Below are 23,922 nucleotides of genomic sequence, written 5' to 3'. Positions count from 1 at the left end.
CCAATCTGGCTTTTCGCCTGAACAGGCTATAGTCTGGCGCATATCTTCCGATAATTAGAAGGGGCTCTTTTCATAACCCTTTCTACTGACTCTTCAAGCTTCCTTCCTATGGCAAAAATCATCGGCATCATCGTCGTATTCGCCAGCGTGCTCGGTGGATACATCCTGTCTCACGGCAAGCTTGCCGCGCTGATCCAGCCCTTCGAGGTGATGATCATCGGTGGTGCGGCGCTGGGCGCCTTCCTCCAGGCCAACCCCGGCAGCACGACGATGATCGTGTTCAAGAAGTCGCTGAAGATGTTCGGCACCCGCTTCACCCACGGCTTCTATCTGGAAGTGCTGCGCCTGCTCTACGAAATCCTCAACAAGAGCCGTCGCGAAGGGATGATGGCCATCGAGGCCGACATCGAGGACGCCCCCGCCAGCCCCATCTTCAGCAAGTACCCGGGCATCCTCAAGGATGAACGGATGACCGCCTACATCTGCGATTACCTGCGCATCATGTCCTCCGGCAACATGGCGCCCCACGAGCTCGAGGGCCTGTTCGACATGGAACTGGCCAGCCTGAAGGAAGAGCTGGAGCACCCGGCACACGCGGTCAACCGCATCGCCGACGGCCTGCCGGGCTTCGGTATCGTCGCGGCGGTACTTGGCATCGTGGTCACCATGGCGATGCTGGGCGAAGCCGAGCAGGCCGCCCTTGGCCAGCACGTGGGGGCGGCGCTGGTGGGTACTTTCCTCGGTATTCTCGCGGCTTACGGCTTTTTCGGTCCGCTGGCGGTGTCCCTGGAACACGATGCCCGTGAAGAACTGAACGTATTCGAGGCGATCAAGGCCTGCCTGGTGGCCTCGGCATCCGGCATGCCGCCGTCGCTGGCGGTGGAATTCGGTCGCAAGACGCTGTTCCCGGCCCACCGCCCGAGCTTCAGCGAGCTGGAGCAGGCCGTACGCGGCAGCTGAAGGCTGAGTCATGGAGAACAACCAGCCGATCATCGTCAAACGCGTCAAACGCTACGCCGCCGGTCACCACGGCGGCGCGTGGAAGATCGCCTTCGCCGACTTCGCCACCGCGATGATGGCGTTCTTCCTGGTGCTTTGGCTGATGTCCTCGGCCACCCCGGAGCAGAAGAAAGCCATCTCCGGCTACTTCAAGGACCCCATCGGCTTCACCGAAAGCGCCAGCCCGTATGTCATCGACCTGGGCGGCACGCCCACGCCCGCGCCTGACCGCACCTTGAATCCCGAGCTGAAGGACGCCCCCGATTCCCAGGAATCGGCGGCCGACTCCTCGGACAAGACCCAGGTGGACGCCAGCCAGGTGGAAACTCTGGCCGACCAGATCGAGCGCGAGCGCCTGGAGCTGTTGCTGCAGGAGTTGCAGAACAAGGTCGAAGAGAACCCTGAGCTGCGCAAGTTCAAGGACCAGATCCTCTTTGAAATCACCCAGGACGGCCTACGCATCCAGATCATGGATGCCGCCAACCGTCCCATGTTCGACCTCGGCAGCGCACGCCTGCAGCCGTACTTCGAAGACATCCTGTTGATCCTCGCCGAGACCATCAAGGCGGTGCCGAACAAGATCAGCATCAGCGGCCACACCGATGCCAAGCCCTATGCCGGCGCTGGCGATTTCGGCAACTGGGAGTTGTCCGCCGGTCGTGCCAACGCTGCGCGTCGCACCCTGATCGCTGGTGGTTACCCGGAAGACCAGGTGGCGCGGGTGGTGGGTTATGCCTCGTCGGCACTGTTCGACCGCAAGGATCCGTTCAACCCGGTCAATCGCCGCATCGACATCATCGTCCTCACCAAGAAGGCCCAGCGTGCCATCGAGGGTGAGCAGGGCGACGGTGCCAAGCCTGAGGAAGGGCAGCAGCCCCCGCCTCCCGCCAGTGATGCCGCGCCGTCGGCTCCGGCTACCCCGGCGGGCGATCCGGCCGCACCCGTGCAGCCGCGTGAGCTGCGGGAGAAGCTGAACATCTTCGAGGACGGGGTGCTGAAGATGGACCAGCCCAAGGGGCAGTGATCCATCCGGGAAACTGAAAGGCCACGCAATGCGTGGCCTTTTTTATGGCTGTGTCCCGTCCTGCCGCCGGCCAGTCAAGGCCCGCGACAGAACTTCCACCTGACCCAGCGCCTCGCCGCTGGGCATGTGGCTGCAGGCCGCTGCCGTGCGCAGGCCGCGCCGGGTTGAATAATCGCCGTCCGTGGCGACTGCTGCGCGGCGCTCGCTCAGTCCGCCGCCAGGATGCTCGCCGGCAGCGGGCAGTACGCATGGCAGATGGCCTCGACCGTCCACTCGGGGAATGCCGGGTCGAACCAGCGGTCGACCCAGCCCCAGTGGTAGGGGTGCATCAGGTATTCGCCATGCAGGTCACCCACCTCGGCGAATTCCTGTTGCCAGACGTGGGTCCAGCTGCTGTCGGAGGTGACGCGGCCGAGTTGCCAGTTACGGATGCCCGCCATGTAGTTGGGCATGGCCAGCAGTTCGCGCTCCAGCGCCTCCACGTGGCTAGCCGCAACATCCGTACGCACCCGGAGCAGCAAGGTGCGCAGGACACCGCCGGTCAGGCCTGGTGCTCGGGTGCCGCCGCCGATGCGCCTATGGCCGAGCCGATCCACCCGCGCTACTCCGGGCAAGTCTTCAAGACTGGCCAAGCCGTTCCCGCGCGACTCGACGCTGAAGTCCCCCGCGCCCCAGCAGCCCGGCAGATTGCGGCCGCCGAAGGCACCGGGATGGGACTGGCACCAGCGCACCAGGGCCTGCTCGAACGCGGGCTGGTCGGCATCGCCAGCGAGGTAAACCTGAGCGACTTCAGCCTGCATGATCGAACTCCCCCGGCAACGGCAGCACCGCCTCCGCGTCAGTCAGGATGTGGCGCTGCCGCTGGCGGCAGAGACGGTCCAGCTTCGGCCAGACGGCTGGCGTCGAACCGGGGTTACCGCGCATCCGGTAATAGGCCGGCGGATCGGGGACCTGCCAGAGCAGCCAGAGCGTGGTGGACACACCCGGCACCACCACCGGCGGCGAGACCCAGCGGTTGAGCAGGTGCGGAACGGGTTCCGCTCGGCCCGGCAGCAATTCCTCGTCGAGCAGCGCCAGCACCTGTTTCACGTCGCTGGCGTCGAGGGTGAGTTCGTCAAGAAGGTGAATCATCGATCGGGCCCTTTGCCAAATTCGATGGACATCTTGCATGCTCATACCCGGTCGGACCGCTACCCGACCGATCACCCAACGCCATTAGAACGCTCAGGCTGGGCTGTATGCCGCGATCCCGTTCCGCCGAAGTTCCACCTGCCCCGGGTCTTGGTACCCGGCTGCTGGACGAGTTGCGCCGCAGCGGTGCTGACAGCGCGGCAATGGCCGACGCGGCCGGGCACCTGTCCGCCGGTGCATTCGCCACGCTGTACCGTTCGGCCATCGAGCACCTGGAGGCCCAGGTTGCTCAGGGCGACGGCCACCCACCGATGCGCAAGCGCGAGGTGGACTTGCTCTGCCGCTGTCTGCTGAGCTGCCGGACCTTGGTCGATGCCATCCACTGCGCCGCCGACTTCTGCGCGATGCTGAACCCGCGAGCGGGGGCGTTGAGCCTTTCCACCGATCAGGGTGCCGCGGTTTTTCGCATGGACTCGCTGCGCCGCCGGCACAGCCCGGCGGCCTGCCTGGTGGATGTCACCGGGCTGCTGTTCTACCAGCGCTTGTTCACCTGGCTGATCGGCGAACCCATCCGTCCGCTGCGCAACTTTATCGGCCATCCGAATCGCGAGGACGCCATTCCCTTCCTCAGTCTGTTCGACCGCCCCGTGGAGGTCGGGCAACCGACCTACGGTTTCGTCTTCGACGCCGCGCTGCTGGCGCGTCCGGTGCGGCGTCGGCCTGCGGAGCTCGAGGCCTTCCTGGTGGACTTCCCCTTTCGTCTGGCGGCCGGCGAGCCGGCCTCGCAGGTTCCGCTGGCCCAGCAGGTGCGCAGTTTCATCGATGCCGCCCTGGCGCGGCAGGCGCCGCTGCCGACCCAGCAGGAACTCGGCGCCGCGCTGTCCCTCAGCGTGGCCACGCTGCGCCGCCGGCTGCACGCCGAAGGCACTGGCTACCGCGTCCTGCGCGAGGCCTGCCTGCTGGAAGCGGCGAAACATTACCTGCGCAATACCGAGTGGCCCATCGAGCGGGTAGCCGGTTATCTGGGGTTCAGCAACGCCGCCGCGATGCGCCGTGCGATGGTGCGGCTGACGGGCCATCCACCCAGCCGTTACCGAAACGCGCAGTGAGCGATCCGGTAGCGCGTGTTGAGTGACAGGGCGACGGTTGTCCGCAGGCGGACCTCACACAATCGGTTCATCCAACCCCTGAGGAGATGAACCATGTCCCATCCCCGCAAGCCCGAACTCGCCGGCAAGGTCGCACTGGTGACCGGTGCCAGCCGCGGCATCGGCCGCGCCATCGCCCAGCGTCTCGCCTCCGCAGGCGCCACTGTGGTGGTCGCGGCGCGCAGCCTGGAGCACTCGGCGAGCATGAGCGGCACCCTGGCCGAAACGGTGGGTCTGATCGAGCAGGCTGGTGGCCGCGCCATCCCGCTCGCCGTGGACCTGTGCAACGCAGCCGAGCGCGATGCGCTGCCGGCCCGCGCGGCGCAGCTGGCAGGCGGGCTGGACATCCTGGTGAACAATGCTGGAGTGGCGGACTACAGTCGCGTGGAGGACATGCCGCTGGAGGTGTACGAACGCACGCTGGACCACTACCTGCGCATTCCCTTTGCCCTCTGCAAGGCTGCGATCCCACTGATGCGCCCGCGCGGCGCCGGCTGGATAGTCAACCTCGGCTCGGTCACCGCCCTGCCGCCGCTGAAACCCTACGACGACTTCGCCCGGGTAGGCGGTATCAGTGTCTATGCCGCGGCCAAGGCCGCTCTGGCGCGCTTCACCCAGGGGCTGGCGGCCGAGCTGGAAGCCGATAACATCGCGGTCAACCTGGTTGCGCCGAGTACCGCGATTCTCACGCCGGGTGCCGCCCGCTATATCCCGGCTGAGTACCCCACCGAGCGGGTGGAATACCTGGCCGAGACGGCGCTGGCGCTCTGTCACCTGCCTGCCCGGGAACGCACCGGACTGCTCACCCACAGTCTGCACTTCCCGCTCTCCGCCGGGCTGACCGTCCACTCCCTGGACGGTGTCGAGACCTTGCCGGCGCCCGTCCTCCCACCCTATGCGCATCCCGGTATCGAGGCCGTGTCGGGCTGACGCCTAGCGGATGCCGAGCAGAAGTCGCGCCTTACGCGGCTTTTGCGTTGCCGGGCGGCTGCCGGCTCAGTATTCGTCCACCGGCAGGCTGGAAAGGATATGCCGGTAACTGGCCATCCGTTGCGGATGCACGCGGCCGTCTTCCAGGGCCTTGAGCAGGGCGCAGCCCGGTTCGCGATCGTGCTTGCAGTCGCGGAAGCGGCAGGTCCCCAGCAGTTCATTGAACTCGATGAAGCCGGCTTCGACGTCGTCGCGGCTGACGTGGCCCAGGCCGAATTCGCGGATACCGGGGGAGTCAATCAGCTCGCCGCCGCCCGGGAAGTGGAACAGGCGCGCGGTGGTGGTGGTGTGGGTGCCTTTGCCGGTCAGTTCGGAAAGAGCACCGACGCGGGTGTCCACCCCCGGCAATAGGCTGTTGACCAGTGACGACTTGCCCACCCCGGACTGGCCGACGAAGACACTGATATGGCCGTCGAGCCTGGCCATCAGGTCCTCCATACCGCCGCCCTGGCGTGCCGAGACTTCCAGCAGCGGGTAGCCCAGCTGCCGGTAGACCCCGAGCAGTTCGTCGAGCATGGCGCCGTTCTCGTCATCCACCAGGTCGGCCTTGTTCAGCAGCAGCAGCGGGTGGATGCCCGCGTGTTCGGCTGCTACCAGGTAGCGGTCGATCAGATTGGCGTGGGGATGGGGCAGGGGAGCGAAGACGATGACGATCTGATCGACGTTAGCCGCCACCGGCTTGAGCACGCCGCGCATGTCCGGGCGGCACAGCTCCGAACTGCGTGGCAGCTGGGCGACGATCACCCCGCTGCCCTGGGCGCCGGCGCGCCAGACCACGCGGTCGCCGGTAACCAGCGGCGGCAGGTTGGCGCGCAGGTGGCAGCGCATGATCTGGCCAGCCAGCTCGCCTTCCAGGGCCTCGACTTCAACCTGTACGCCGAAGTGGGCGATCACCAGGCCGGTCTGCTCCGGGCCGAGATCGCCGCCCTCGAGCTCTTCGAGCGCGCGCGTCTCCCGCTTGGCGGCGCGAGCAGCGCGTTCTTCCTGAATCTTCTCGATGCGCCAGCTTTGCCGGCGGGTCAGTTGGCGTTTGGCCATGGTGGGTCCGCTTGGAAAAAACCGCGCGAGTTTAGCACGCAGCCTACAACTTCAGGCTCCGAGAGCCTGTTCACGATATCGCGAGCTAGAGTCATGCAAGGCACAACGACCAACGGGAGTAACAGCCGTAGGCTGGCCCGCAGGGTGAGCGCCAGCGAATCAAATAGGCGAGGGCGCGGAGTTTACGAGCGGTAAATGAGCACCCGAGCCTGCTTTAAACGCAGCAGGGGCGACGCGCAGCAGATCGGTGGATAGGCTCTGAGCTAGAATGCGCGTCTTGCCCTGGAGACCGAATATGCAGAATGCCCTGAACCTGATCTGGATCGATCTGGAAATGACCGGCCTGAACCCGGACACGGACGTGATCATCGAGATGGCCACCATCGTGACCGACAGCGATCTGAACGTGCTGGCCGAGGGGCCGACCATCGCGATCCACCAGAGCGACGAGATTCTCGCCGGCATGGATGAGTGGAACACCCGCCAGCACGGCCAGAGCGGCCTCACCCAGCGAGTGCGCGAAAGCCAGATCAGCATGGCGGAAGCCGAGGCTCAGACCCTGACCTTCCTCGAGCAGTGGGTGCCCAAGGGCAAGTCGCCGATCTGCGGCAACAGCATCTGCCAGGACCGCCGCTTCCTCTACCGCCACATGCCGCAGCTGGAAGCCTATTTCCACTACCGCAACCTCGATGTGTCCACCGTGAAGGAGTTGGCTGCACGCTGGGCGCCGAAAGTGCGTGACGGGGTGAAGAAGAGCAGCAGCCACCTGGCGCTGGATGACATCCGCGACTCGATCGCGGAGCTGCAGCATTACCGGGAACACTTCTTCAAGATCTGATTCAGGCCGCGCTTACCCCATGGCGGGCGAGCGCCCACTCCACATGCTCGCGCACCAGCGCCGACGGATGCTCGCGGCGCAGCCGCAGGGCATCCAGCACCGGAATGCTCGAAGGCGCATTGCCAAGTCCCACTGCCAGGTTGCGCAACCAGCGCTCATAACCTGCGCGGCGCAGGGGTGAGCCTTCGGTGCGGCTGAGGAACTCTTCTTCGCTCCAGCGGAACAGTTCCGCCAGTTCTGCATTGTCCAGGCCATGGCGCGGCTGGAAGTCGCCTTCGCCGGAAGGACGGGCGAAGCGGTTCCAGGGGCAGACCATCTGACAGTCATCGCAGCCGAACACGCGATTGCCGATCAGCGGACGCAGGTCTTCGGGAATGCTGCCCTTGTACTCGATGGTCAGGTAGGAAATGCAGCGCCGCGCATCCAGTTGGTAGGGGCCGACGAACGCGGCAGTCGGGCAGATGTCCATGCAGGCCGAACAGCGGCCGCAGTGCTCACTGCCATGGGGATCGTCCACCGGCAGCGGGGCGTCGACGAACAGTTCGCCGAGGAAGAAGTAGCTGCCGGCCTTGCGGTTGAGTACCAGGGTGTTCTTGCCGATCCAGCCGAGGCCCGCCTGCTCGGCGATGGCCTTCTCCAGTACCGGCGCGCTGTCGACGAAGGCGCGGTAGCTGAACGGACCTATGGCCTGCTCGATGCGCTCGGCCAGGTGCTGCAGGCGTTTGCGGATCAGCTTGTGGTAGTCGCGGCCCAGGGCGTAGCGCGAGACATAGGCCTTCTCCGGTTGCCCCAGCACCTTGGCCATGCGCGTGTCGCCGGGCAGGTAGTCCATGCGCAGGGAGATCACCCGCAGCGTGCCGGGTACCAGTTCGTCCGGGTGAGAACGCTTGCTGCCGTGGGCGGCCATGTAGTCCATCTCGCCCTGATAGCCGGCCTCCAGCCAGCGTTGCAGGTGGCCTTCATGCTCGCCGAGGTCCACGCCGGTGATGCCCACCTGCTGGAAGCCCAGTTCGCGGCCCCACTCCTTGATGGATTGGGCGAGCGTGGCGAGATCTTGCGTGGAAAGGGTCATGCTGGTGCGAGCAACCGGTGTCGAGGTGGATATAATTCTGCCAGACCTCGCTGCTGCAACCGAATCCCATGCTTTCTTACCGCGACGACCTGCCCATTTCGCTCCATTCTGCCGCCCAGGTGCGGGACCTCGATGCGCGCCTTATCGCCGCCGGCACGCCCGGCTTCGAGTTGATGCAGCGTGCCGCCCACGCGACCTGGCGCGCCCTGCGTCGGCGTTGGCCGGAAGCCGGCTGCCTCAGCGTGCTGGCCGGGCGGGGTAACAATGCCGGCGATGGCTATCTGGTTGCGGCCCTGGCCCAGCGTGCCGGTTGGCAGGTGAAGGTGCTGGCTGTGGGCGCTGCCGATGCGCTGACCGGCGACGCGGCGCTGGCGCGAGATGAGGCCGCCGCCGTAGGCGTCACCATTCAGCCCTGGAGCGAATGCACCGTCCTTGAGGGCGTGGTGGTGGACGCCCTGCTGGGCACTGGGCTGTCTGGCGATGTGCGTGAACCCTACGCCCAGGCCATCCGCCTGCTCAACGCCAGTGGCCTGCCGGTACTGGCCGTGGACATCCCATCCGGCGTCTGCGCCGACACCGGTCGCGTGCTTGGCGTGGCAGTGCGTGCGGACCTGACGGTGACCTTCATCGGACTCAAGCTGGGTTTGTTTACCGCCGATGCTCCGAACCAGGTGGGCGAGCTGGTATTCGACGATCTGCAGGCCGATCCCGCCCTGGTCGCGGTGACGCCCCGCATCGCCGAACGTATGGCGGCCGGCAGCCTGAGGCGCCTGGCGCCGCGTCCGCGCACCGCGCACAAGGGGCAGTTCGGCCACCTGCTGGTGGTCGGCGGCGACCGTGGGCTGGGTGGCGCGGCGCTGCTTGCGGCGGAGAGTGCGCTGCGAAGCGGGGCCGGGCTGGTGTCGCTGGCGACCCGGCCGGAGCACGTGATGGCCGCGCTGTCGCGGCGTCCGGAAGTGATGTGTACCGGCGTGAGTTCGGCCAACCAGCTGTTGGCCCTGGCGGACCGGGCTGATGTGCTGGTGGCGGGGCCCGGCCTGGGGCAGGACGCCTGGGGCCGCAGCCTGCTCAGCGTCCTCGCAGGCCTGGAATCGTTCCAGGTGTGGGACGCCGATGCGCTCAATCTGCTGGCGGGCGAGCACGTCCGCCTGCCTGCGGGCAGCGTGATCACGCCTCATCCGGGCGAGGCTGCGCGCCTGCTGGGAATTTCCACTGCCGAGGTTCAGGTTGACCGGCCGCGCGCAGTGCTTGCGCTGGCGCAGAAATTCGATGCCGTTGTCCTGCTCAAGGGCGCCGGCAGTCTGGTGGCGGCCCCCGATGGCCGTCTCGCACTCTGTGATCGTGGCCATCCGGTAATGGCCGGAGCCGGGCTCGGCGATGTACTTGCCGGGTTGATAGGTGCCTTGCTCGCCCAGGGGATGGACGCCTATTCGGCCACCTGCCTGGCCGTTTGGCTACACGCCTGCGCGGGCGAGAGCCTGGCCCGGGGCGGCCGGGGGCTGGCAGCCAGTGATCTCATTCCGACCATTCGTCAGTTGCTCGAGGAGTTTGCACCGTGCCTGAAGTGATCCTGTATGCCGAAGGCGAGGACGCCATGATGGCCCTCGGCGCTCGTCTCGCGACCCTGACCGAAGGGCACGGCATTCTCTATCTGCACGGGGATCTTGGAGCGGGCAAGACCACGCTATCTCGCGGCCTCCTGCGGGGGTTGGGTCATGCCGGTGCGGTGAAAAGCCCCACCTTCACCCTGGTCGAGCCTTATGAAATAGGTGACAAGCGCGCCTTCCATTTCGATCTATACCGTCTGGCCGACCCGGAAGAACTGGAATTTCTGGGTATCCGCGACTACTTCGAAGGCGATGCGTTGTGCCTGATCGAGTGGCCCCAGCGGGGCGCCGGCATTTTGCCAAAGGCCGACCTGGACATTAACATTACGCCGCAAGCGGGCGGCCGTTCGCTGCGTTTTTCGCCACATACCAAACGTGGCGAAGCATGGTGTGCCGCCCTGGCCTTGGGAGCATGAAAATAAAGATGGGGTGGGGTATGCGCTCGCGCGCACTGTTTGCCGGGATTGGGGTTCTACTTGCGGCGTTCGCCGCTGATGTCCTGGCTGCCGCGGAGGTCCGCGGGGTGCGGCTTTGGCGCGCGCCTGACAATACCCGCCTGGTCTTCGATTTATCCGGACCGGTGCAGCATTCCGTCTTCACCCTGACGGCTCCCAACCGCATCGTCATCGATATCAATGGCGCCCAGCTGGCTACCAAGCTGGAGCAGTTGTCCCTCAGCAACACCCCGATTACCAGTGTCCGCTCCGCCCAGCGCAGCCCTACCGACTTGCGCGTGGTGATCGACGTGTCGTCCGCCGTGACGCCGAAGAGCTTCTCCCTGGCGCCCAACCAGCAGTACGGCAACCGCCTGGTGGTGGACCTGTTCGACCCGGAAGCGGCCGCCAGCGAAGCCAGTGCGCCCCAGGTGGCCACCGCGCCGAGCACGCCGCAGCCGCCGGTTACGCCGACCCAGCCGGCGCCCAGCAAGCTGCCGCCGGTGCCGGGCGGCAAGCGTGACATCGTGGTCGCCATCGACGCCGGCCACGGCGGTGAAGACCCGGGCGCCCTTGGGCCCAAGGGCCAGCACGAGAAGAACGTGACCCTGGCCATCGCCAAGGAACTGCAGCGCCAGATCAGCCAGGAGAAGGGCTTCCGTGGCGAGCTGGTACGTACCGGCGATTACTTCATCCCGTTGCGCAAGCGCACCGAGATCGCCCGCAAGAAGGGTGCTGACCTGTTCGTTTCCATTCACGCCGATGCCGCGCCCAGTCGCAGCGCGTTCGGTGCTTCGGTATTCGCCCTGTCCGATCGCGGTGCAACCTCGGAAACCGCGCGCTGGCTGGCTGACAACGAAAACCGCTCCGACCTGATTGGCGGAGATGGCAGTGTCAGCCTTGACGACAAGGACCGCATGCTCGCCGGCGTTCTGCTCGACTTGTCGATGACCGCGACCATGTCCTCCAGCCTCAATGTTGGCCAGAAGGTGCTGTCCAACGTCAGCAAGGTCACCCCGCTGCATAAGCGCCGGGTGGAGCAGGCCGGCTTCATGGTGCTGAAGTCGCCGGACATCCCCTCGATCCTGGTGGAGACCGGCTTCATCTCCAACCATAACGAATCACAGAAGCTGGCTTCGCCGGGCCACCAACAGGCACTGGCGCGCTCGATCAAGGCTGGCGTCAAACAGTTCTTCCAGCAGAACCCGCCGCCCGGCACCTACATCGCCTGGCTGCGTGACCAGGGCAAGATCGCCATTGGCCCGCGCGAGCATGTCGTGACCTCCGGCGAGAGCCTGGCGCTGATTGCCCAGCGCTACGAGGTGAGCGTCGCGACACTGCGCAAAGCCAACTCGCTGTCCAGCGACAACGTCAAGGTCGGCCAGGTCCTCAACATTCCCGCCGCGACCTTGGCGGCCCAGCCATGAGCAACTTGCCGCGTATCCAGCTGCTCACTCCGCGGCTGGCGAACCAGATCGCCGCCGGTGAGGTGGTCGAGCGTCCCGCCTCGGTCATCAAGGAACTGTTGGAGAACAGCCTGGATGCCGGTGCCCGGCGCATTGACGTCGAGGTGGAGCAGGGCGGCGTCAAGTTGTTGCGGGTGCGCGACGATGGCGGCGGTATTCCGCCCGAGGACCTGCCGCTGGCCCTGGCGCGTCACGCCACCAGCAAGATTCGCGACCTTGAAGACCTCGAACGGGTGATGAGCCTGGGCTTCCGTGGCGAAGCGCTGGCCTCCATCAGCTCCGTTGCGCGCCTGACCATGACCTCGCGTACCGCCGACGCCGACCAGGCCTGGCAGGTGGAGACCGAAGGTCGTGACATGGAGGCGCGGGTGCAGCCTGCCGCCCACCCCGTCGGTACCTCGGTGGAAGTGCGAGACCTGTTCTTCAATACGCCGGCGCGGCGCAAGTTCCTGCGTGCGGAGAAGACCGAATTCGATCACCTGCAGGAAGTCATCAAGCGCCTGGCCCTGGCCCGCTTCGATGTGGCGTTCCACCTGCGCCATAACGGCAAGACCATCTTCGCCCTCCATGAGGCGCGCGACGCCATTGCCCGCGCCCGCCGCGTTGCCACGGTCTGTGGGCCGGCGTTCCTGGAGCAGGCACTGCCCATCGAGGTGGAGCGTAACGGCCTGCATCTCTGGGGCTGGGTTGGCCTGCCGACTTTTTCCCGCAGCCAGGCGGATCTGCAGTACTTCTATGTGAATGGACGCATGGTGCGCGACAAACTGGTCGCCCACGCGGTGCGCCAGGCTTATCGCGACGTGCTGTACAACGGCCGGCACCCGACCTTCGTGCTGTTCTTCGAAGTCGATCCTGCGGTCGTCGACGTCAACGTGCACCCGACCAAGCACGAAGTGCGCTTCCGTGACAGTCGCATGGTCCACGACTTCCTCTATGGCACTCTGCACCGCGCCTTGGGCGAGGTGCGTCCTGAAGACCAACTGGCTGCGCCGGCTGCCACCGATGCCGTCGTGCGTCCGACCGGCCTTGCCGCTGGCGAGTTTGGTCCCCAGGGTGAGATGAGTCTCGCGGCCAATGTGCTGGAACGGCCTGCCGCCGAGCCGGCCTGGCGCCCGCCGACAGGGGGTTACCAGGCGCCGCGTCCGCAACCTGCCGTACCGATCGCCGAGGCCCAGGGCGCCTATCGCGAATACTTCGCGCCGCTGCCCGCCGCCTCCGCACCTGCCGCGCTGCCGGAAGCCCAGGGTGATGTGCCGCCGCTGGGCTACGCCCTGGCTCAGCTCAAGGGCATCTACATCCTGGCCGAGAATGCCCAGGGGCTGGTGCTGGTAGATATGCACGCGGCCCATGAACGCATCACATACGAGCGGCTGAAGGTCGCGATGGCCAGTGAAGGGCTCAAGGGGCAGCCGTTGCTGGTGCCGGAATCCATCGCCGTCAGCCAGCGCGAAGCCGATTGCGCCGAGGAGCACGGCGAGTGGTTCCGCCGCCTGGGCTTCGAATTGCAGCGCCTTGGTCCGGAAACCCTGGCTATTCGCCAGATTCCGGCCCTCCTGAGACAGGCAGAGGCCTCGCAATTGGTGCGCGACGTCCTGTCCGATCTATTGGAATACGGCACCAGTGACCGTATCCAGGCGCACCTGAATGAATTGCTGGGCACCATGGCCTGCCATGGCGCCGTGCGTGCCAATCGCCGTCTGACCCAGCCGGAAATGAATGCCCTGCTGCGAGATATGGAACACACCGAACGCAGCGGCCAGTGCAACCACGGGCGTCCGACCTGGACGCAGCTGGGCATGGATGACCTGGACAAGCTGTTCCTGCGCGGTCGCTGATCATGACTGAACGGCTGCCGCCGGCAATTTTTCTCATGGGGCCCACTGCCGCCGGCAAGACTGACCTGGCGCTGGAGTTGGCGCGCACGCTGCCTTGCGAATTGATCAGTGTCGATTCGGCATTGATCTACCGCGACATGGACATCGGCACCGCCAAGCCGGACAAGGCCACCCTGGCCGAATTTCCCCATCGGCTGATCGATATCCGCGATCCGGCCGAAAGCTACTCCGCCGCTGAGTTCCGCGCCGATGCACTGGCTGCCATGGCGGAAATCACCGCCCGGGGGAGGATTCCGCTGCTGGTGGGTGGCACCATGTTGTATTACAAGGCGTTGCTGGAGGGGTTGGCGGATATGCCCAGCGCCGACCCTGAGGTGCGCGCCGAGCTGGAAGCCCGTGCCGCCCGCGAAGGCTGGGATGCTCTGCATCGGGAGCTGGCAGCGGTCGACCCGGAATCTGCCGCGCGTATCCATCCCAACGACCCCCAGAGGCTGACCCGCGCACTTGAGGTCTACAAGGTCAGCGGGCTCACCATGACCGCCCATCGACAGCGCCAGGCTGCGCAAAATACGGCCGGGAACACGCCAGGAACGGCGCATTTGCCGTATACTGTCGCGCACTTGGCCATTGCGCCGGCGAATCGCCAGGTACTGCACGAAAGAATTGCGCAACGTTTTCGCTTGATGCTGGAACAGGGCTTCATCGAAGAGGTCGAAGCGCTGCGCCGCAGAAGTGACTTGCATGCGGGACTGCCGTCTATAAGGGCGGTCGGTTATCGCCAGGCCTGGGATTACCTGGATGGCGTGCTGACCCGGGACGAGATGGAGGAGCGAGGCATCATCGCCACTCGTCAACTCGCCAAGCGACAGTTCACCTGGTTACGCAGTTGGTCCGATCTGTACTGGTTGGACAGCCTGGCTTGCGACAATCTGCCGCGTACCTTGAAATACCTGAGGTCGGTCTCCATATTGAGCTGAGACCTCACCGGTTACCGTCTATCCTTGGGGGTAGGGCGGATACCAGTCATCTTTTCTTGTCATTTGAAAACTAAAACGATTGATCCCTAAAGGAGAGCGGCACATGTCAAAAGGGCATTCGCTACAAGACCCTTACCTCAATACCCTGCGTAAGGAACGCGTACCGGTTTCCATCTATCTGGTAAACGGCATCAAGCTGCAAGGCCAGATCGAATCCTTCGACCAGTTCGTGATTCTGCTGAAGAACACTGTCAGCCAGATGGTCTACAAACACGCCATTTCCACCGTTGTACCGAGTCGTCCGGTACGCCTGCCCAGCGCCTCCGAGCAGGAGCAGCCTGAGCCGGGTAACGCCTGATAGGAGACTGCTTTGTTTTTCGAACGCCCTGGTGGTGGTGAACGGGCCATCCTGGTTCATCTGGAAGGTCAAGATCCCGAGGCGCGCGAAGACCCGCAGGAATTCCTGGAACTTGCACGTTCGGCCGGTGCGGACACGGTGGCATTTGTCTCCGTTACCCGTCACCAGCCAACGGCCAAGTACCTGATCGGCAGCGGCAAAGTTGATGAATTGCATGACCTGGTGAGGGCCGAGAAGGCTGAACTGGTCATCTTCAATCACACCCTCACACCCAGCCAGGAGCGCAACCTCGAGCGCGCCTTCGAGTGCCGGGTGCTTGACCGTACCGGTCTGATTCTCGACATCTTCGCCCAGCGTGCCCGTACCCATGAGGGCAAGCTGCAAGTCGAACTGGCCCAGCTCAACCATATGAGCACGCGCCTGGTGCGTGGCTGGACTCACCTTGAGCGCCAGAAAGGTGGTATCGGCTTGCGTGGTCCGGGTGAAACCCAGTTGGAAACCGACCGTCGCTTGCTGCGAATTCGTATTCGCCAGATCAAGCAGCGTCTCGAGAAGGTGCGCAGCCAGCGCGAGCAGGCCCGTCGTGGGCGCAAGCGTGCGGATATTCCCTCCGTGTCCCTGGTCGGCTACACGAACGCTGGCAAGTCCACGCTGTTCAATGCGCTGACCACTTCCGAGGTTTATGCCGCTGACCAGTTGTTCGCCACCCTCGACCCGACCCTGCGCCGGCTTGAGCTGGATGACCTGGGTCCGATCGTGCTGGCCGACACCGTAGGCTTCATTCGTCACCTGCCGCACAAGCTGGTGGAGGCCTTCCGGGCTACCCTTGAAGAGTCTGCCAGCGCTGACCTGCTGCTGCATGTGATCGACGCCCACGAGCCAGAGCGCATGGCGCAGATCGAGCAGGTGCTGGCAGTGCTGGGCGAGATCGGCGCTGAAGGCCTGCCTATGCTGGAGGTCTATAACAAGGTCGACCTGTTGGAAAGCGTCGAGCCGCATATCCAGCGCGACGGAGATGGCAAACCCGAACGGGTCTGGCTGTCTGCGCGCGACGGCAGCGGCCTGGAGCTGCTGGAACAGGCGGTAGCCGAGTTGTTGGGTGAGGACCTGTTCGTGGGTACCCTGCGCCTGCCGCAGCGTTTCGGCCGGTTGCGGGCCCAGTTCTTTGCCCTTGGCGCGGTGCAGACCGAGGATCACAACGAGGCCGGTGAGATTCTCCTCGCAGTGCGTTTGCCGCGCGTTGAGTTGAATCGATTGGTCAGTCGTGAAGGCTGGCAGCCGAGCGAGTTTCTAGAGCAACACACTTTGCAATAAAGCCCGTTTAGGTGATTTTGCGGCGGGCCGCGGGCTTGGGTAGCATGGGCGGGCGCGCCGTGGGCGCGTCTTTGCTTTATCAGTATGGAGAGCGCTATGGCTTGGAACGAGCCGGGTGGCAACTCGAATAACCAGGACCCCTGGGGTGGACGCCGTGGTGGCGACCGCAAAGGGCCACCGGACCTGGACGAGGCCTTCCGCAAGCTGCAGGACAGCCTGAACGGATTGTTCGGCAGCGGCAAGAAACGTGGCGGCGGCGGCGATGATGGCGGCGGCAGATCGGGCGGTTTCGGCCTGCTCGGCATCGGCCTGGCCCTGCTTGCCGTGGTCTGGCTGTACAGCGCGGTCTATGTGGTGGATGAGCAGGAGCAGGCCGTGGTGCTGCGCTTCGGCAAGTACTACGAGACTGTCGGCCCCGGCCTGAACATCTACTTCCCGCCGATCGATCGCAAGTTCCAGGAGAACGTCACCCGCGAGCGTGCCTATAGCAAGCAGGGGCAGATGCTCACCGAGGACGAAAACATCGTCGAAGTGCCGCTCACCGTCCAATACAAGATCAGCAACCTTCAGGACTTCGTCCTTAACGTCGACCAGCCTGAAGTCAGCCTGCAGCACGCCACCGAGAGCGCTCTGCGTCACGTCGTCGGCTCTACCGAGATGGACCAGGTGCTGACCGAGGGCCGTGAGCTGATGGCGAGCGAGATCAAGGAGCGTCTGCAACGCTTCCTCGACACCTACCGCACCGGCATCACCGTTACTCAGGTCAACGTGCAGAGCGCGGCAGCACCGCGTGAAGTGCAGGAAGCCTTCGACGACGTGATCCGCGCCCGTGAGGACGAACAGCGCGCCAAGAACCAGGCTGAAGCCTACGCCAATGCCGTGGTGCCCGAGGCTCGTGGCCAGGCCCAGCGCATCATCGAGGACGCCAACGGCTACCGCGATGAAGTGATTGCTCGTGCCCAGGGTGAAGCCGATCGCTTCAGCAAGCTGCTGGTCGAGTATCACAAGGCACCGGAAGTCACTCGCCAGCGTCTGTACCTCGAAACCATGCAGGATGTGCTGGCCAATACCAGCAAGGTGCTGGTTTCCGGCAAGGACGGCCAGAGCAACCTGCTCTACCTGCCGCTGGACAAGATGATCGATAACCGTGGCTCCAGCCAGGCGCCGGTAGCGCCGGCAGCATCGGCTGCCGCGAGCGGCAGCGACCTCGGATCGCGCGTCGCCACTGACTTGCAGCAGCGCAATCTGCGTTCCAGGGAGAGTCGCTGATGAGCAATAAATCGCTGTTTGCCCTGATCGGCGGCGTGGTGGTGGCACTGCTCCTTTGGAGCAGCCTGTACATCGTGTCGCAGACCGAGAAGGCGGTGCTCCTGCAGTTCGGCCGCATCGTTGAGGCTGACGTCCAGCCCGGCATCCACTTCAAGATTCCGTACGTCAACCAGGTGCGCAAGTTCGACGCGCGTCTGCTGACCCTGGACTCGCCGACCCAGCGCTTCCTCACCCTGGAGAAGAAAGCGGTGATGGTGGATGCCTACGCCAAGTGGCGCGTGGCTGATGCCGAGCGTTTCTATACCGCGACTTCCGGCATGAAGCAGATTGCCGACGAGCGTCTGTCCCGTCGTCTTGAGGCCGGTCTGCGCGACCAGTTCGGCAAGCGCACCCTGCACGAAGTGGTATCCGGTGAGCGCGATGCGCTGATGGCGGACATCACGGCTGCCCTCAATCGCATGGCCAGCAAGGAGCTGGGCATCGAGGTGGTGGATGTGCGGGTGAAGGCTATCGACCTGCCCAAGGAAGTGAACCGCAGCGTGTTCGAGCGGATGAGCACCGAGCGTGAGCGTGAAGCTCGCGAGCACCGTGCCAAGGGTTCGGAACTGGCTGAAGGCATTCGTGCCGACGCCGATCGTCAGCGCCGCGTGCTGCTGGCCGAGGCCTATCGTGAAGCCGAGGAAACCCGAGGTGATGGCGATGCCAAGGCGGCCGCAATCTATGCCAAGGCGTACGGTCAGGATCAGGAGTTCTACTCCTTCCACCGCAGCCTCCAGGCCTATCGCGAAAGCTTTGCCAACAAGAGCGACGTGATGGTCCTGGACCCCAATAGCGATTTCTTCCGCTATCTGGACAAGGCTGCACGCTGACGTAAGGCCCCCGGTGGACGCTCATCGTCCGCCGGGGTGACCGTCAGGGAAAACGTGTTATCATGGGTCAGCCGGGAAATCCCGGCTTTTTTGCGTCCGCGGGAATCATGTGGCAGGAACTCGGCATTGCCTTTTGTCTGATGCTGGTGCTGGAAGGCATCCTGCCCTTCCTCTATCCGCGCCGTTGGCGCGCCGCGGTGCTTGGGTTGGCGGAGTTCAAGGACCGCCATCTCCGCCTGATGGGCCTGTCCAGCATGTTGCTGGGGACTGGCCTCCTTTATCTGCTTCACTGATGGCTTGCCGCCCGGTTGAGAGGGGATTGGCGAAATGGCAACGGTAGATCGCTGGCTGCTGCCAGACGGTATCGAAGAAGTACTGCCGCCCGAGGCGGCACGCATCGAGGCAGCCCGCCGCCAGGTGCTGGATCTGTTCCAGCGTTGGGGCTATGACTTCGTAGTCACTCCGCATATCGAATATCTCGAGTCCCTGCTGACCGGCGCCGGTCAGGACCTCGACCTGCGCACCTTCAAGGTGACCGACCCGCAGTCGGGCCACCTGATGGGGTTCCGTGCCGACATCACGCCGCAAGTGGCGCGTATCGACGCCCATACCCTGCGCCGTGAAGGCCCGAACCGCCTGTGCTACGCCGGCAGCGTGCTGCACGCCAAGCCGCGCGCACTGTCCACTTCGCGCAGCCCGATCCAGCTGGGTGCCGAGCTTTACGGCGACGCCAGTCCGGCGAGCGACGTCGAGGTCATCAGCCTGATGCTCGAAATGCTCGAGCTGGCTGCTGTGCCGGACGTGCACATGGACCTCGGTCACGTCGGTATCTATCGTGGCCTGGCCCGGGCTGCTGGTCTTTCCGGTGAAGTCGAGCGCAGCCTGTTCGATGCCCTGCAGCGCAAGGCAGTAGACGAAGTTGCCGAGCTGACCGCAGACCTGCCGCACGAGCTGGCTTCCATGCTCCGCTCCCTGGCCGAGCTCTGTGGCAGCCGCGAAGTGCTGGATCTGGCCCAGGGCGTGCTGATGGATGCGCCGGAAGATGTGCATCGCGCGCTGGACGAGCTGATCGCCATCGCCGACGCCCTGGAACTGCGCTATCCCGAACTCCCGCTCTATTTCGATCTGGGCGAGCTGCGCGGCTACCACTATCACACCGGGGTGGTCTTCGCCGCCTTCGTTCCGGGCGTCGGGCAGTCCATCGCCCAGGGCGGCCGCTATGACGACATCGGCGCTGATTTCGGTCGCGCCCGTCCGGCCACCGGTTTCTCTACCGACCTGAAGACCCTGGTGACCCTGGGCAACATGGCGCTGGACCAGCCGATTCCCGGTATCTGGGCGCCGGACAGCCACGACCCTTATCTGTGGTACGAGGTCAAACGCCTGCGTTCCGATGGGCAGCGCGTGGTGCAGGCCCTGCCGGGGCAGGAAGTTGCAAGTGCGTCTGAAGCGGGTTGCGATCGCCAGCTGCTCCTGCGTGACGGGCGCTGGCAAGTGGCAGCGCTTTCCTAGGAAGTGGCTTCATGGCCGGTGTGAGACTGCCGGCCACTAACGAGTTTCCGTGTTTTCCGCCGGCGGCTGCCGGCATCGAGCTTCTGCGAAGAGGACAAGTGTTATGGGTAAGAATGTCGTAGTCCTGGGCACCCAGTGGGGTGATGAGGGTAAGGGCAAGATCGTCGATCTGCTGACCGACCAGGCTGCCGCCGTCGTGCGTTACCAGGGCGGCCACAACGCCGGTCACACCCTGGTGATCGATGGCGAGAAGACCGTGCTGCACCTGATCCCGTCCGGCATCCTGCGCGAGAATGTCGAGTGCCTGATCGGCAACGGCGTCGTGGTAGCGCCCGATGCGCTGATGCGCGAAATCACCAAGCTGGAAGAGAAAGGTGTACCGGTGCGCGAGCGCCTGCGCATCAGCCCGGCTTGCACCCTGATCCTGCCGTACCACGTTGCCCTGGACCAGGCGCGTGAAAAGGCCCGTGGCGACGCCAAGATTGGCACCACCGGTCGCGGTATCGGCCCGGCCTACGAAGATAAGGTGGCCCGTCGCGGCCTGCGCATCGGCGACCTGTTCCACCGCGAGCGTTTTGCCGCCAAGCTGGGCGAGCTGCTGGACTACCACAACTTCGTCCTGCAGAACTATTACAAAGAGCCGGCGGTCGACTTCCAGAAGACCCTCGACGAAGCTCTGGCCTACGCCGAGCTGCTCAAGCCGATGATGACCGACGTCGCCGCGCGCCTGCATCAGCTGCGCAAGCAGGGCGCCTACATCATGTTCGAAGGCGCGCAAGGCTCGCTGCTGGACATCGACCACGGCACCTACCCGTACGTCACCAGCTCCAACACCACCGCTGGCGGTACCGCCACCGGCTCCGGTTTCGGCCCGCTGTACCTCGACTACATCCTCGGTATCACCAAGGCCTACACCACTCGCGTGGGCTCTGGTCCGTTCCCGACCGAGCTGTTCGATGAGACCGGCGCCTTCCTGGCCAAGCGTGGTCATGAATTCGGTTCGACCACTGGCCGCGCCCGTCGCTGCGGCTGGTTCGATGCCGTGATCCTGCGTCGCGCCATCGAGATCAACAGCATCTCCGGCCTGTGCCTGACCAAGCTGGACGTGCTCGATGGTCTGGAAACCATCCGCATCTGCACCGGCTACAAGGGTGCCAACGGCGAGCTGCTGGAAGATGCGCCGACCGATGCCGACAGCTACATCGGCCTGCAGCCGATCTACGAGGAAATGCCGGGCTGGAGCGAATCCACCGTCGGCGCCAAGAGCCTGGAAGAACTGCCGGCAAACGCCCGCGCCTACATCAAGCGCGTGGAAGAGCTGGTGGGTGCGCCCATCGATATCATCTCCACTGGTCCCGACCGTAACGAGACGATTGTCCTGCGTCACCCGTACGCCTGAGTCTTCCGACTCCCCAGAAGGGCCGCCTAGTGCGGCCCTTCGTCGTTTTGGTGGTTTCAAATGTCGCGCTGCTGGTCGGCACGCACCTTGCTGGCACTTTATAAATCCGGGTTGTCGCCGTTATAGCGGTAACGGTCGTTAAGGAGCCACAAGTCGTGTCAGCCATCCTGTCTTTGTTGCAGAGCCGTTTGTTGCGTCCGGTGTTCATTGCCCTCGGGGTTGCCTTGCTGGTGCAGGTGCTGGTGGCCGTTGCCCTCACGCGGAGCACCGTGAATTCCCTGGTGGACGAGCTGGGTGTTCGCCTGGGTGGTGACACCCAGCGCCTGGCGGGTGATCTCGAACAGGCCGGACAGGAAGTATCCGGTAGCCTCAGTGCGCTTTCCGGCAAGACGCGCGAACGCCTGGGGGCTGCGCTCAGTGCGCGCCTCCAGCAGGAGCAGGGGCAGTTGCGCCAGACCCTTGAGCAGAACCTCAAGGAGTCGGCCAACGACCTCGCCCAATTGCTCGCCGCCGTGGCGCCTCGGGCCATGTGGGACAACGACGTGCCCACGCTTTCCGAATTCGCCCGCCGCGCCCAGCGCAATCCCAATGTGCTCTTCGTCATCTATGACGATGCCAGTGGGCAGCACCTGACCCGCTATCTCAATCGCGAGAACCCGCTGATCAAGGCGTTGCTGGCCAAGGGGCAGGGCGAGCGTGCGCTGGACAAGGTGCTGAATGCGGCCGCCGGCGATCCCTCCGTCTATCTGGTGGAAGCCTCCATCAGCCCCAACGGTGTGGAGATCGGCAAGGTGCGAATGGGTGTTTCCACTGCCGCAGTGGAGGAGCAGTTGAAGGCGCTGGACCAGCGCTTCTCCGCCCTGATCGCCAGTGGTGGCGAGCTGGTGGGCGAAAGCCTTTCCGGCGCCGCCAGCGAGAGCAGTGCCGCGCTCACCGCGCGCCTGCAATCAGCTCGCGAGACGGCTGGAAGCATGAGTGCGGGTACTCGCCAGGCCGTGGAATCCGCGGCTGATGAGCTGCGCTGGCGCATCGGCCTGGGGCTGGCGCTGGTTGGGCTTGGCGTGCTGTTGGTGCTGGCCGTGGTGCTGGGGCGCCGCGTGGTGGTTCGTCTGCGTTTGCTGATCGATGCGCTGAACGATCTGGCGGCCGGAGAGGGTGATCTGACGCGTCGGGTTCGTATCGACAGTCGTGACGAGGTCGGGGAAATGGCCACAGCGGTAAACCGATTCGTCGACAAGCTGCAGCCCATCGTCCGCGAGGCGGGTGATGTAGCGCAGCGCACCGGGCTGGAGATCAAGGCGCTGTCCGAGCGCAGCCAGTCTGCCGAATCGGCGGCCCATCGCCAGCGCAGCGAAGTGGAAGGCAGTCTCAGTGCGCTGGCGGGCATGGTGGCCGAGGCTCAATCCGAGAGCCAGGCCATGCAGGACACCCTGCGCCAGGTGGGTGATATCCGTCAGGCTGCGCAGGACAACGCGGCAATTGCGCGCAAGGTTGGCGGCCTGATCGAGAACCTGGAAGCGCGGGTGCAGAACGGTTCCGAGGTGATCGAGCGGCTGGCCCGCCAGAGCGAGCAGATCGAAATGGTGCTGTCGGTGATTCACGGCATTGCCGAGCAGACCAACCTGCTGGCGCTGAATGCGGCCATCGAAGCGGCGAGGGCGGGGGAGAGTGGTCGGGGTTTCGCCGTGGTTGCCGACGAAGTGCGCGCGCTGGCCAGCAAGACCCAGCAATCCACGGGCGACATCCAGGAGCATATCGCCGCGCTGCAGACCGGGGCGCGGGAGGCGGTTTCGGCCATTTCCCAGGCTCGCGAGCGCGCCGTGGAAGGGCTGGAAGCGCTGCGTGACAGCGAGCGTTTGCAGCAAAGCGTGCAGCAGGCGGTGGAGCAGGTGCATGGCGCGGTGCAGGCTGCGGCTCGAGCAGCGGAACACCAGGCGGCGGGCGCCGATGGCGTACGTGGCCGGGTGGATGTGATTCATGCCGAAGCCAGCCTGGCGGCTGAGGCAGTGGCGGCGACCGCGAGCAGCGGGCGCGTGCTGGCCGGCCTGGCTGACCAGCTCAAAGCCAGTCTGGGGCAGTTCAAGGCATAAAAGGGAATTCGGACGAGGGGGCGGGCGCAAGTTCGGCCCCTGATCTGGCGGTCTTCGCGGAATGTCCGGAAGCCAGAAAGCACAAAGCCGAGCAGAGCTCGGCTTTGTTTAAGAGTGGTGCCCAGGAGAAGACTCGAACTTCCACGGTGTTGCCACCGCTAGGACCTGAACCTAGTGCGTCTACCAATTCCGCCACCTGGGCACATTGCGATGATTGCTCATCGACTTATATGGTGTTCATCGTTGAACGATACGGAACCATACGATCCGTTAAACGAGAAACCGAGCTTTGCGGCTCGGCTTCAAAGAAGTGGTGCCCAGGAGAAGACTCGAACTTCCACGGTGTTGCCACCGCTAGGACCTGAACCTAGTGCGTCTACCAATTCCGCCACCTGGGCACTTCTGGATGCGATGATTGCTCATCTGCTTCCTTCACAACGTCTCAGCGACGCTGTGGGCGCGAACTATACGAGCCGACTTTTGTGTTGTAAACCCCTGAGCGCGAAAAAAATTATTCTTCGGACTAAGCTGACCGACAATCGGAATTCGCGC

Annotated in this window: 22 protein-coding genes and 2 tRNA genes; 18 read left to right on the top strand and 6 right to left on the bottom strand. The window is 64.7% G+C overall.

Annotated features, from left to right (window positions below; all coding sequences use genetic code 11):
* The first annotated feature begins 108 nt into the window (after positions 1 to 108).
* A complete protein-coding gene (gene motA / locus E8E91_RS28350; RefSeq protein WP_190831435.1) occupies positions 109 to 960 on the top strand; it encodes a flagellar motor stator protein MotA in 852 nt (283 codons plus the stop codon).
* Positions 961 to 970: 10 nt separating this feature from the next.
* On the top strand, positions 971 to 2,023 hold the full coding sequence (gene motB, locus E8E91_RS28345; protein WP_280380541.1) for a flagellar motor protein MotB: 1,053 nt from the start codon (positions 971 to 973) through the stop codon (positions 2,021 to 2,023).
* 206 nt (positions 2,024 to 2,229) lie between these two features.
* On the opposite strand, the gene E8E91_RS28340 is transcribed toward motB, so the two are convergent.
* Complete coding sequence (locus E8E91_RS28340) at positions 2,230 to 2,823, bottom strand: Dabb family protein (protein ID WP_280380539.1); 594 nt, start codon at positions 2,821 to 2,823, stop codon at positions 2,230 to 2,232.
* Complete coding sequence (locus tag E8E91_RS28335) at positions 2,813 to 3,154, bottom strand: hypothetical protein (protein ID WP_271471544.1); 342 nt, start codon at positions 3,152 to 3,154, stop codon at positions 2,813 to 2,815. Before E8E91_RS28335 ends, E8E91_RS28340 begins: the two co-directional genes overlap by 11 nt.
* Positions 3,155 to 3,261: 107 nt before the next feature.
* On the opposite strand from E8E91_RS28335, the gene E8E91_RS28330 reads away from it, so the two are divergent.
* Together E8E91_RS28330 and E8E91_RS28325 are read left to right on the top strand one after the other, a co-directional pair.
* On the top strand, positions 3,262 to 4,263 hold the full coding sequence (locus E8E91_RS28330; RefSeq protein ID WP_280380536.1) for an AraC family transcriptional regulator: 1,002 nt from the start codon (positions 3,262 to 3,264) through the stop codon (positions 4,261 to 4,263).
* Positions 4,264 to 4,356: 93 nt separating this feature from the next.
* Positions 4,357 to 5,232 (top strand): SDR family NAD(P)-dependent oxidoreductase, encoded by an 876-nt coding sequence (locus tag E8E91_RS28325; protein WP_280380534.1) that lies wholly within the window; start codon positions 4,357 to 4,359, stop codon positions 5,230 to 5,232.
* A gap of 66 nt (positions 5,233 to 5,298) precedes the next feature.
* On the opposite strand, the gene rsgA is transcribed toward E8E91_RS28325, so the two are convergent.
* Positions 5,299 to 6,330: a small ribosomal subunit biogenesis GTPase RsgA gene (gene rsgA / locus E8E91_RS28320; RefSeq protein WP_280380532.1), complete on the bottom strand. Its 1,032-nt coding sequence runs from the start codon at positions 6,328 to 6,330 to the stop codon at positions 5,299 to 5,301.
* A gap of 295 nt (positions 6,331 to 6,625) precedes the next feature.
* Here rsgA and orn point away from each other — a divergent pair, with 295 nt between their 5' ends.
* A complete protein-coding gene (gene orn, locus E8E91_RS28315) occupies positions 6,626 to 7,168 on the top strand; it encodes an oligoribonuclease (protein WP_280380530.1) in 543 nt (180 codons plus the stop codon).
* A gap of 1 nt (position 7,169) precedes the next feature.
* Here orn and queG read toward each other — a convergent pair whose 3' ends face one another.
* The gene (queG, locus tag E8E91_RS28310) at positions 7,170 to 8,240 is read right to left on the bottom strand and encodes a tRNA epoxyqueuosine(34) reductase QueG (RefSeq protein WP_280380528.1); all 1,071 of its coding nucleotides are present in this window, start codon (positions 8,238 to 8,240) and stop codon (positions 7,170 to 7,172) included.
* A gap of 68 nt (positions 8,241 to 8,308) precedes the next feature.
* On the opposite strand from queG, the gene E8E91_RS28305 reads away from it, so the two are divergent.
* From E8E91_RS28305 to E8E91_RS28245, 13 genes are all read left to right on the top strand, one after another.
* Positions 8,309 to 9,808, top strand: a complete 1,500-nt coding sequence (locus tag E8E91_RS28305; protein ID WP_280380526.1) for an NAD(P)H-hydrate dehydratase — start codon at positions 8,309 to 8,311, stop codon at positions 9,806 to 9,808.
* The gene (tsaE, locus tag E8E91_RS28300; RefSeq protein WP_179062430.1) at positions 9,796 to 10,263 is read left to right on the top strand and encodes a tRNA (adenosine(37)-N6)-threonylcarbamoyltransferase complex ATPase subunit type 1 TsaE; all 468 of its coding nucleotides are present in this window, start codon (positions 9,796 to 9,798) and stop codon (positions 10,261 to 10,263) included. The genes E8E91_RS28305 and tsaE overlap by 13 nt, the downstream gene beginning before the upstream one ends.
* Positions 10,264 to 10,271: 8 nt before the next feature.
* Positions 10,272 to 11,708: an N-acetylmuramoyl-L-alanine amidase gene (locus E8E91_RS28295; RefSeq protein ID WP_280370646.1), complete on the top strand. Its 1,437-nt coding sequence runs from the start codon at positions 10,272 to 10,274 to the stop codon at positions 11,706 to 11,708.
* Positions 11,705 to 13,582, top strand: coding sequence for a DNA mismatch repair endonuclease MutL (gene mutL, locus E8E91_RS28290; RefSeq protein ID WP_280380524.1), 1,878 nt, complete (start codon positions 11,705 to 11,707; stop codon positions 13,580 to 13,582). The genes E8E91_RS28295 and mutL overlap by 4 nt, the downstream gene beginning before the upstream one ends.
* A gap of 2 nt (positions 13,583 to 13,584) precedes the next feature.
* Positions 13,585 to 14,559: a tRNA (adenosine(37)-N6)-dimethylallyltransferase MiaA gene (gene miaA, locus E8E91_RS28285; protein ID WP_280380522.1), complete on the top strand. Its 975-nt coding sequence runs from the start codon at positions 13,585 to 13,587 to the stop codon at positions 14,557 to 14,559.
* 103 nt (positions 14,560 to 14,662) lie between these two features.
* Complete coding sequence (hfq, locus tag E8E91_RS28280) at positions 14,663 to 14,917, top strand: RNA chaperone Hfq (RefSeq protein WP_003453015.1); 255 nt, start codon at positions 14,663 to 14,665, stop codon at positions 14,915 to 14,917.
* A gap of 12 nt (positions 14,918 to 14,929) precedes the next feature.
* Positions 14,930 to 16,231: a ribosome rescue GTPase HflX gene (hflX, locus tag E8E91_RS28275; protein ID WP_280380520.1), complete on the top strand. Its 1,302-nt coding sequence runs from the start codon at positions 14,930 to 14,932 to the stop codon at positions 16,229 to 16,231.
* Positions 16,232 to 16,327: 96 nt separating this feature from the next.
* Complete coding sequence (gene hflK, locus E8E91_RS28270; protein WP_280370457.1) at positions 16,328 to 17,500, top strand: FtsH protease activity modulator HflK; 1,173 nt, start codon at positions 16,328 to 16,330, stop codon at positions 17,498 to 17,500.
* Positions 17,500 to 18,369: a protease modulator HflC gene (gene hflC / locus E8E91_RS28265; protein WP_280380518.1), complete on the top strand. Its 870-nt coding sequence runs from the start codon at positions 17,500 to 17,502 to the stop codon at positions 18,367 to 18,369. The genes hflK and hflC overlap by 1 nt, the downstream gene beginning before the upstream one ends.
* Before the next feature lie 107 nt (positions 18,370 to 18,476).
* The gene (locus E8E91_RS28260; RefSeq protein ID WP_003453007.1) at positions 18,477 to 18,662 is read left to right on the top strand and encodes a DUF2065 family protein; all 186 of its coding nucleotides are present in this window, start codon (positions 18,477 to 18,479) and stop codon (positions 18,660 to 18,662) included.
* Between the two features lie 34 nt (positions 18,663 to 18,696).
* Positions 18,697 to 19,881 (top strand): ATP phosphoribosyltransferase regulatory subunit, encoded by a 1,185-nt coding sequence (locus tag E8E91_RS28255; protein WP_190831457.1) that lies wholly within the window; start codon positions 18,697 to 18,699, stop codon positions 19,879 to 19,881.
* 103 nt (positions 19,882 to 19,984) lie between these two features.
* Positions 19,985 to 21,280 carry an adenylosuccinate synthase gene (locus E8E91_RS28250; RefSeq protein WP_280380516.1) on the top strand — a complete coding sequence of 432 codons (1,296 nt, stop codon included), beginning with the start codon at positions 19,985 to 19,987 and terminating at the stop codon, positions 21,278 to 21,280.
* A gap of 155 nt (positions 21,281 to 21,435) precedes the next feature.
* Positions 21,436 to 23,370: a methyl-accepting chemotaxis protein gene (locus E8E91_RS28245; RefSeq protein WP_280380514.1), complete on the top strand. Its 1,935-nt coding sequence runs from the start codon at positions 21,436 to 21,438 to the stop codon at positions 23,368 to 23,370.
* A 115-nt stretch (positions 23,371 to 23,485) separates the two neighbouring features.
* Here the strand turns inward: E8E91_RS28245 and E8E91_RS28240 are convergent.
* Both E8E91_RS28240 and E8E91_RS28235 read right to left on the bottom strand, forming a co-directional pair.
* Positions 23,486 to 23,572: transfer RNA gene (locus E8E91_RS28240), tRNA-Leu, on the bottom strand.
* A gap of 109 nt (positions 23,573 to 23,681) precedes the next feature.
* Positions 23,682 to 23,768: transfer RNA gene (locus tag E8E91_RS28235), tRNA-Leu, on the bottom strand.
* Positions 23,769 to 23,922 lie beyond the last annotated feature (154 nt).

It is taken from the genome of Pseudomonas sp. BN515 (genome assembly GCF_029873155.1).
Classification (GTDB): domain Bacteria; phylum Pseudomonadota; class Gammaproteobacteria; order Pseudomonadales; family Pseudomonadaceae; genus Metapseudomonas.
Note: the sequence above shows the minus strand (reverse complement) of the source record. Positions and strands in the feature narration are given on the sequence as shown.

Coding starts and splice junctions, on each gene's coding strand:
- E8E91_RS28340 (WP_280380539.1), bottom strand. CDS start 2,823: ATGCAGGCTGAAGTCGCTCAGGTTTACCTCGCTGGCGATGCCGACCAG.
- E8E91_RS28325 (WP_280380534.1), top strand. CDS start 4,357: ATGTCCCATCCCCGCAAGCCCGAACTCGCCGGCAAGGTCGCACTGGTG.
- hfq (WP_003453015.1), top strand. CDS start 14,663: ATGTCAAAAGGGCATTCGCTACAAGACCCTTACCTCAATACCCTGCGT.
- mutL (WP_280380524.1), top strand. CDS start 11,705: ATGAGCAACTTGCCGCGTATCCAGCTGCTCACTCCGCGGCTGGCGAAC.
- miaA (WP_280380522.1), top strand. CDS start 13,585: ATGACTGAACGGCTGCCGCCGGCAATTTTTCTCATGGGGCCCACTGCC.
- E8E91_RS28330 (WP_280380536.1), top strand. CDS start 3,262: ATGCCGCGATCCCGTTCCGCCGAAGTTCCACCTGCCCCGGGTCTTGGT.
- hflC (WP_280380518.1), top strand. CDS start 17,500: ATGAGCAATAAATCGCTGTTTGCCCTGATCGGCGGCGTGGTGGTGGCA.
- E8E91_RS28255 (WP_190831457.1), top strand. CDS start 18,697: ATGGCAACGGTAGATCGCTGGCTGCTGCCAGACGGTATCGAAGAAGTA.
- E8E91_RS28305 (WP_280380526.1), top strand. CDS start 8,309: ATGCTTTCTTACCGCGACGACCTGCCCATTTCGCTCCATTCTGCCGCC.
- hflK (WP_280370457.1), top strand. CDS start 16,328: ATGGCTTGGAACGAGCCGGGTGGCAACTCGAATAACCAGGACCCCTGG.
- E8E91_RS28250 (WP_280380516.1), top strand. CDS start 19,985: ATGGGTAAGAATGTCGTAGTCCTGGGCACCCAGTGGGGTGATGAGGGT.
- motA (WP_190831435.1), top strand. CDS start 109: ATGGCAAAAATCATCGGCATCATCGTCGTATTCGCCAGCGTGCTCGGT.
- orn (WP_280380530.1), top strand. CDS start 6,626: ATGCAGAATGCCCTGAACCTGATCTGGATCGATCTGGAAATGACCGGC.
- queG (WP_280380528.1), bottom strand. CDS start 8,240: ATGACCCTTTCCACGCAAGATCTCGCCACGCTCGCCCAATCCATCAAG.
- motB (WP_280380541.1), top strand. CDS start 971: ATGGAGAACAACCAGCCGATCATCGTCAAACGCGTCAAACGCTACGCC.
- E8E91_RS28260 (WP_003453007.1), top strand. CDS start 18,477: ATGTGGCAGGAACTCGGCATTGCCTTTTGTCTGATGCTGGTGCTGGAA.
- E8E91_RS28335 (WP_271471544.1), bottom strand. CDS start 3,154: ATGATTCACCTTCTTGACGAACTCACCCTCGACGCCAGCGACGTGAAA.
- rsgA (WP_280380532.1), bottom strand. CDS start 6,330: ATGGCCAAACGCCAACTGACCCGCCGGCAAAGCTGGCGCATCGAGAAG.
- E8E91_RS28295 (WP_280370646.1), top strand. CDS start 10,272: ATGGGGTGGGGTATGCGCTCGCGCGCACTGTTTGCCGGGATTGGGGTT.